8 protein-coding genes are annotated in these 7455 nt (G+C 28.7%); 6 read left to right on the plus strand and 2 right to left on the minus strand.

Annotated elements, in window-relative coordinates; translation table 11 throughout:
• Positions 1–61 precede the first annotated feature (61 nt).
• On the plus strand, positions 62–1930 hold the full coding sequence (locus ACH2BO_RS04105; RefSeq protein WP_395043485.1) for a M1 family metallopeptidase: 1869 nt from the start codon (positions 62–64) through the stop codon (positions 1928–1930).
• A gap of 54 nt (positions 1931–1984) precedes the next feature.
• Here the strand turns inward: ACH2BO_RS04105 and ACH2BO_RS04110 are convergent, their stop codons facing one another.
• Entirely contained in the window at positions 1985–2584 is a 600-nt protein-coding gene (locus tag ACH2BO_RS04110; RefSeq protein ID WP_395043486.1) for a hypothetical protein, read from the minus strand.
• A gap of 131 nt (positions 2585–2715) precedes the next feature.
• Between ACH2BO_RS04110 and ACH2BO_RS04115 the strand changes: the two genes are divergently transcribed.
• Genes ACH2BO_RS04115 through ACH2BO_RS04135 form a run of 5 tightly spaced genes read left to right on the plus strand, consistent with a single transcriptional unit; the run spans position 2716 to position 6886 of the window.
• A complete protein-coding gene (locus ACH2BO_RS04115; protein WP_395043487.1) occupies positions 2716–3120 on the plus strand; it encodes a hypothetical protein in 405 nt (134 codons plus the stop codon).
• 10 nt (positions 3121–3130) lie between these two features.
• Positions 3131–3514, plus strand: a complete 384-nt coding sequence (rnpA, locus tag ACH2BO_RS04120) for a ribonuclease P protein component (protein ID WP_395043488.1) — start codon at positions 3131–3133, stop codon at positions 3512–3514.
• 57 nt (positions 3515–3571) lie between these two features.
• Positions 3572–4432, plus strand: coding sequence for a DUF4349 domain-containing protein (locus ACH2BO_RS04125; RefSeq protein WP_395043489.1), 861 nt, complete (start codon positions 3572–3574; stop codon positions 4430–4432).
• 2 nt (positions 4433–4434) lie between these two features.
• Positions 4435–6069 (plus strand): S41 family peptidase, encoded by a 1635-nt coding sequence (locus tag ACH2BO_RS04130; RefSeq protein ID WP_395043490.1) that lies wholly within the window; start codon positions 4435–4437, stop codon positions 6067–6069.
• 1 nt (position 6070) lies between these two features.
• Complete coding sequence (locus tag ACH2BO_RS04135) at positions 6071–6886, plus strand: OmpA family protein (protein WP_395043491.1); 816 nt, start codon at positions 6071–6073, stop codon at positions 6884–6886.
• A 289-nt stretch (positions 6887–7175) separates the two neighbouring features.
• Here ACH2BO_RS04135 and ACH2BO_RS04140 read toward each other — a convergent pair.
• The coding region (locus ACH2BO_RS04140; protein ID WP_395043492.1) for a T9SS type A sorting domain-containing protein at positions 7176–7455 on the minus strand (280 nt) is incomplete at its 5' end.

The raw sequence follows: 7455 nt of genomic DNA on the forward strand, positions 1-7455 counted from the left end.
AAGTTTTCACGAATTTTTTTGTGCTAATTTGTGAAATTTGTGTTTTATAAAATATTTCAAAATGAAAAAATTAATCTTACTTCTATTTTTAGTTTCTACAACTATTTTTGCTCAAAGTTCTACTTATTGGCAACAACATGTTGATTATAAAATGGATGTTGTTATGGATGTTAAAACCTATCAATATAAAGGAACGCAAGAATTGGTTTACACTAATAATTCTCAAGATACTTTAAAAATGGTTTTTTATCATCTATATAACAATGCGTTTCAACCTGGAAGCGAAATGGATATGCGTTTACAATCTATTAAAGATCCTGACAGTAGAATGGTGAACAAAATAAAAGTAAATGATAAAGAGATAAAAGAAAGTAAAATTTCTAAATTACTACCACATGAAATTGGTTTTTTACACATTTCCAACTTTAAACAAGATGGAGAAAATGCAATTGCTAAAGAAGTAGAAACTATTCTAGAAGTAACACTTGCAAAACCAATTTTGCCCGGAAAATCAACCACACTTACTTTAGACTTTGATGGTCAAGTTCCAGTTCAAATTCGTCGTTCTGGAAGAAATAATAAAGAAGGTGTAGAATTATCAATGAGTCAATGGTATCCAAAAATGGCCGAATTTGATTTTGAAGGATGGCATGCAGATCCATATATTTCTAGAGAATTTCATGGAGTTTGGGGAAATTTTGATGTAAAAATCACCATCGATAAAAAATACATTTTGGGTGGCACAGGTTATTTACAAAACCCAAACGATATTGGCTATAATTACCAACAAAAAGAAATAAAAGTTAGTATTCCTAAAAAGCAAAAAACACTGACGTGGCATTTCAAAGCACCGATGGTTCATGATTTTACTTGGGCTGCAGATAAAAATTATATTCACGATGTTGTAAAAACCGATTTTGGAACAACCTTACATTTTTTATATAAAAACAATCCAAATATTATTGAAAACTGGAAAGCTGCGCAACCAAAAACAGTTGAAATAATGAAGCATTACAATACTATTGTTGGAAAATATCCTTATGAACAGTACTCTATAATTCAAGGTGGCGATGGCGGAATGGAATATGCCATGTGTACTTTAATTCTAGGTGAAGGAAAACTTGACGGATTGATTGGAGTAATTGCTCACGAAATGGGACATTCATGGTTTCAACACGTTTTAGCGAGTAACGAAAGTAAAAATGGTTGGATGGACGAAGGATTTACAACTTTTATTGAAGATTATGTAACTTATGAAATGTCAGACAAAAAAGCCGAAAATCCAATTATTGGTTCTTACAAAGCTTACAGAAAACTAGTTGAATCAGGCAAAGAACAACCACTTTCTACTCATGCTGATAGATTTGACGAAAACAGAAGTTACAGTACAGCATCTTACATAAAAGGTGAATTATTTTTGACTCAATTAGAATATTTAATTGGAAGAAAAAATTTAATGAAAACTATAAAACGATTTTATAGCGATTTTAAGTTTAAACATCCAACGCCAAACGATATTAAACGAACTGCCGAAAGAGTTTCGGGTGCCAATTTAGATTGGTATTTAACCGATTGGGCAAAAACGCTAAACACCATTGATTACGGAATTAAATCAATAACAGAAGATGGAAACAACACCAAAATTAGTTTAGAAAGAATAGGAAGAACTCCAATGCCAATTGATGTTCTTGTTGAATATACTGATGGAAGCAAAGAATCTTTTTATATTCCGTTGCGAATGATGAGTTATGAAAAAGAAAATTCAACAGCAAATATAAAAAGAACAACTTTAAGAGATTGGACTTGGGGAAACCCTAATTATGAATTTACAATTTCAAAACCTCGAACATCAATATTTAAAATAACATTAGACCAAAGTGGCTTGATGGCCGATGTGAAATTAGAAAATAATGTTTATGAGATAAAGTAAAAAAAGGCGTTCAATTTTTATGAACACCTTTCTGTTTGTTGTAAAAAATAATTTTTACAATAATTTTATTTCTAAAATTTCATAAAAAGTTTTATAACTATTGCTTTTAGCTTCAAAAAACTCTTGTTCCCTGTAACGAACTTCTATTTTTTCGCCTTTATCAACTTTTTTCTTGATAAATAAAGTGTCGCCATCATAAGGAAACAACCAAACAAAATCTTTGCTTACTTTATTTTCATCTATTATTCTAATCGTATTAAATTCGTTTGAAATCATAGAGTCATAATTTCCTGTAAACAATAAATCTACAGTATCTTCAACTACTTCTTCAACAACAGCTTCATCTTCTGATTGCATATTTGCAAAAATCTCTGGACAAATTAATGCCATTTCCAAACCTACATTTTCGGCAACTTTCTCAACAGTTTCCATTTTTTTCTCAGGATTGTAGCCAATAATTTTTTGTTCTTTTAGGTCTAATTTATCTAGAGATTGAAAAATGCAAATTCCTAAAGAAACGTCAGAAATTTTTTCTTCGCCTTTAGCTTTAGCACATTCGCATGTTGTTGTAGCTAATTTTTTATAAACTGCCTCTTTCTTTTGAGCGAAAGAAATAATAGTAAAAAACAAAAAGAATACTGTAAATTTTTTCATGAGTTTAAAGGTTTGATGTTTTTATTAGTGCTGAAACAAAAATAGAATAATAATTAGTATGACAAATTATTTTTAAATATTTTTTTTGGAATAGAATTTGTAGTTTTACAATCTATTAATAATTTTTACGTATGAAATATATTCAATTATTCGTTATTTTAATTCTTTTGGGATTTACTACAAAAACTCAGGCACAAGCACTTAGTTTAAAAACCAGTAGTGTAAGTTATGCCGAAAAAAATGAAATTGGCAAATGGAGCAAATGGTCAGAATTTGTAAAGGCAGATATTCTTATTACAATTGATGGTAAAAAAAATAGAATTATTGTGAATTCTCCAGAGATTCAGGTTTTTACAATAACAGCTTATGGCGATAAAACCGAAACTGAAACTGATAAAATTGTTCCTTTTGAGTGTGTTGACCACAATGGTTCTAAGTGTAATATTATCGTAATTACTAGAAAAAAAGAAGACAACAGAATGCAGTTTTACATCAATTACTCCGAAGTAAAATTTGTATACAACATCTACAACTAACTTTTATACAATGGATTTTTCCTATCCTAAAAACGAAAAATTAAAAAGCAAAAAAACAATTGATTTGCTTTTTTCAGAAGGAAAATCTGTGTCTAAATTTCCGCTACGTTTGGTTTATTTTGCTCTTGATGATTCAGAAAACGCAATAAATTTTGGTGTTTCTGTATCTAAAAAACATTTTAAAAAAGCAGTAGATAGAAATTATTTTAAACGTGTTTTGCGCGAATGTTATCGATTGAATAAACATTTAATTATTGATAATCTAGACAAGAACTACTCAATTATGTTTTTTTATCAAACAAAAGAACGTTTGACTTATCAAGAAATAAATGATAAAACAATTCAGTTGTTTGAAAAATTTATTGTTGCAATATCGAATGATAAAGAATCTTGAATAATTTAATACTAAATTTTATATTTTTAACGTTTTAGTGTTCTAAACTAGTTTATTATGAAAAACATTTTTTCTTTTTTATTTCTGACTTTTTTACTTTTGGGTTGTAAAGAAAATGCTAATGAAGAAGCTGAAGCTTTAAACAGTAGTATTACCACAATAAAAATTCCTCCAAGAGAAATGTCAAGTTCAGAAGACAGAAATTATGACAAAAGTGAAGATGTAAAACCAAAAAACAATAATAATTATAATGGTGAAAATATTGAACAAAAAATAATTAAATATGGCGATTTAAGATTTGAAACCAATGATTTGGATGAAACTCATAAAACCATTCAAACCTTAATAAAAAAATATAAAATTGTTGTTCAAAATGATTCTGAAGGAAAAGATGACTATACAATTTATAGAAATTTAAGATTGCGTATTGCCAACGAAAGTTTTGATGAATTTATTAAAGAAATTTCGACAGGTATTAATTATTTCGACAGAAAAAATATATCTGTAGACGATGTTACAGAAGAATATATTGATGTTACCTCAAGAATTAAAACTAAAAAAGCGCTCGAAGAACGATATATTGAATTGCTAAAAAAAGCAAACAAAGTATCTGAAATGCTAGAAATAGAAAAGGAATTGGCTACAATTCGTGAAGAAATTGAAGCAAAAGAAGGTCGACTTAGATACATTGAAAACAAGGTTTCTATGAGTACAATTACCATAGAATTTTATAAAACTCTAGAGCACAAAGCTGGCGCAACAGTTTCTTTTGGCACAAAATTTGTCAATGCTATAAAATCTGGTTTCAACGGAATTTCAAGTTTCTTTATTTGGTTAATAGAAGTTTGGCCTTTTATTATTATTTTAGTCGCCATTATGTATTTTATTAAAAAACGTTTTAAGAAAAAAAACACCTAAAAATGCTTTCACACATTAAAAAAAGATTTATAATTCCTGTTATAGCCAGCGCATTTTTGTTTGTTGCCGTAAGTTTTAAGAACGATTTTTTTGAAATTGCTAAACAAATAGAAATTTTTACAACTTTATTTAAAACTGTAAATCAGAATTATGTTGATGAAATAAATCCATCAGAATTAATGGATGCTGCCATAAAAAGTATGCTTGCCGATTTAGATCCATATACCAATTACTTTAACGAACAAGATGTTGTAAAATTTAAAATCAACAATACAGGAGAATATACTGGTATTGGTGCTATGATTACTCGAAAAGATGATAAACTTATCATTAAAGAACCATACAAAGGTTATCCTGCAGACAAAGCTGGACTAAAAGCTGGCGATGCAATAATTCAGATTGGAGACGTAATGTTGTCTGATTTTAAAGAAGATGCTTCGCAATTGCTAAAAGGCGCCAAAAACACTAAAGTTGATATTAAATATATTCGTCAATCTAAAACATTAACTACTCAAATTGTGCTAGACGAAGTAGAAATTAAAGCTGTACCTTTTTTCTCTAAAATTGATGCTAAAACTGGATATATTGTTTTAACGGCTTTTAATAGAAAAACAACTCAAGAAACCAAAGAAGCATTAGAAAAACTAAAAGCAGATGGTGCAGAACAAATTATTTTAGATTTAAGAGGAAATCCAGGCGGATTGTTGAATGAAGCTGTAAATGTGTGCAATCTTTTTGTGCCAAAAGGAGAAATAATTGTTACTACAAAATCTAAAAACGAAAAATACAATAACGTTTATAAAACCACTAAAGAACCTATAGATTTAGAAATTCCTTTGGCAATAATTGTTGATGGAAAAAGTGCTTCTGCCTCTGAAATTGTTTCTGGAGCTTTGCAAGATTTAGACAGAGCAGTTGTTATTGGAAGCCGAAGTTTCGGAAAAGGTTTGGTACAAAGACCATTTGATATGACTTATGGAACACAAGTAAAAGTTACCATTTCTAGATATTATACACCATCAGGAAGATGTATTCAAGCATTAGATTACTGGCATAAAGATAAAGATGGAAAAGCAACTAGAACTGATGCTTCTAAATATACTGCTTTTAAAACCAAAAAAGGAAGAACGGTTTATGATGGTGGCGGAATTCTTCCAGATATTGAATTAGACGAAACTAAACAAAGTACAATTACTCAGGCATTGCAAAAAAACGATGCTATTTTTAATTATGTTACTTATTACTATTATAAAAACCCAACTTTGGGCGATAAAATTCCGGCAATTACTGATGTTGATTATGCCGATTTTAAAGCATTTCTAAAAAGAGAAAAAATATCGTTTGATACTGAAACCGAAATGGCATTGAAAACCACATTAGAAAAAGCTAAAAAAGAAAAAATCGATGAAAATATTGCTTCTCAATATGATTTATTAATGAGTGCTATTCAAAAAAGTGAAGAAGTACTATTGGATAAAAATCAGAAAGAAATAAAAAAATTATTGCTTGATGAAATCATAAAAAGATATCAATACAAAGAAGGATTATATCAATATTATACAAAAAACAATGCCGAAATAATAAAAGCAACGGCATTACTAGCTAATAAAGCTGATTATAATAAAATTTTAAATTAGTATGTTAAGATTAATAAAGTTTTTACCCTTATTTATCTTTGGATTTATTCAAGCGCAAGAAGAAGCAGTTTCTTCTGTTTACTTTGAATTTGATAAATTTTCACTCGATGAAAAACAATCTAAAGAAGCCATTGATTTTATAAAAAAAACCGATTCTACTAGAATTGAATCTATTCAAATTTTTGGTTATACAGATGATGTTGGAAAAGATGCTTATAATTTTAAATTATCAACCAACAGAGCCAATACTATACAGAATAAACTATTAGAAAATGGTATAAAAAATAAAATTATTGTTACCATTGAAGGCAAAGGAAGAGTATTAATTGATGATGATATTGTTGACAATCTTCCTGAAAAACGTTCAAAAAATCGTCGAGTAGATGTAGTTTTAAATTTAAGAGAACTTCCAAAACTTGAACTTCCTGGATTTTACAACAGTATTCAAAAAAATCATATTGTTGGTGATCACATTTATCTAGACAACATACTTTTTGATAAAGGAAGTAGTAAACTAACCATGAAAGCCAAAACCGAATTAGATAAAAGTGCTTTGTTGCTTGTGAGGTATAAAAATATTCAATTTGAAATTCAAGGACATGTTTGTTGCACGCCACCAAATCATAAAGAAGCCATTGACAAAGACACTAAAAAACGTCAGCTTTCAACCAACAGAGCACAATCTGTATATAAATATTTGGCTTTTAGAAGAGTTCAAAAAAATAGAATGACTTTTAAAGGATATGGAAATACAGTTCCTCTTGGAAAAAATCCTGAATATGACAGACGTGTTGAATTGGTTATTACTAAGATTTAAGAATATCAAATCATCTTTCAAAAACTAGAAAGCATTACACAAAAACTACAATACATCATACAAAAACTAAAACACATCACACAAAAAGTATGTGTCAACTTGCTACAACTCGAAATTATTATACAAGAACTACAAAAATTGTTGGTAGCTTTATAAAAAATCAAAGGAGTTGTAAATAAAATTGATACAACTCCTTTTTTGTTTTTATTGGTTTAATTTAAATTTGGTCTATAAAATTTTAAACCACTTACTTGTTTGTATTACGGAATAAGCAAATTATAAAAAACGTCTATTTCTTCAACAATTTTACACTTTTAACAGCACCACTACTACTAATTGTTTTAAGAATATAACTACCGCTAGATAAATCACTAACATCAATACTATTTTGCAGTTCTATTAAAGTTCCATCTTTTACTTTATTTCCTAAAGCGTTGTACAACTCATATTTTAAATTTTCTTTGGTTCTAACCACCACACTTTTTTCAACAGGATTTGGTGCTAACTCTAAACCTTCCTCTTTAAAATCATCAACTCCTAACGAGCAAACACTTGTTGAGAATTTAGCA

It is taken from the genome of Flavobacterium sp. (assembly GCF_043773265.1).
Lineage (GTDB): Bacteria > Bacteroidota > Bacteroidia > Flavobacteriales > Flavobacteriaceae > Flavobacterium.

Bases quoted from the DNA above. Each gene is read 5' to 3' on its own strand.
- rnpA (WP_395043488.1), top strand. From the start codon at position 3,131: ATGGATTTTTCCTATCCTAAAAACGAAAAATTAAAAAGCAAAAAAACA.
- ACH2BO_RS04130 (WP_395043490.1), top strand. From the start codon at position 4,435: ATGCTTTCACACATTAAAAAAAGATTTATAATTCCTGTTATAGCCAGC.
- ACH2BO_RS04110 (WP_395043486.1), bottom strand. From the start codon at position 2,584: ATGAAAAAATTTACAGTATTCTTTTTGTTTTTTACTATTATTTCTTTC.
- ACH2BO_RS04115 (WP_395043487.1), top strand. From the start codon at position 2,716: ATGAAATATATTCAATTATTCGTTATTTTAATTCTTTTGGGATTTACT.
- ACH2BO_RS04105 (WP_395043485.1), top strand. From the start codon at position 62: ATGAAAAAATTAATCTTACTTCTATTTTTAGTTTCTACAACTATTTTT.
- ACH2BO_RS04135 (WP_395043491.1), top strand. From the start codon at position 6,071: ATGTTAAGATTAATAAAGTTTTTACCCTTATTTATCTTTGGATTTATT.
- ACH2BO_RS04125 (WP_395043489.1), top strand. From the start codon at position 3,572: ATGAAAAACATTTTTTCTTTTTTATTTCTGACTTTTTTACTTTTGGGT.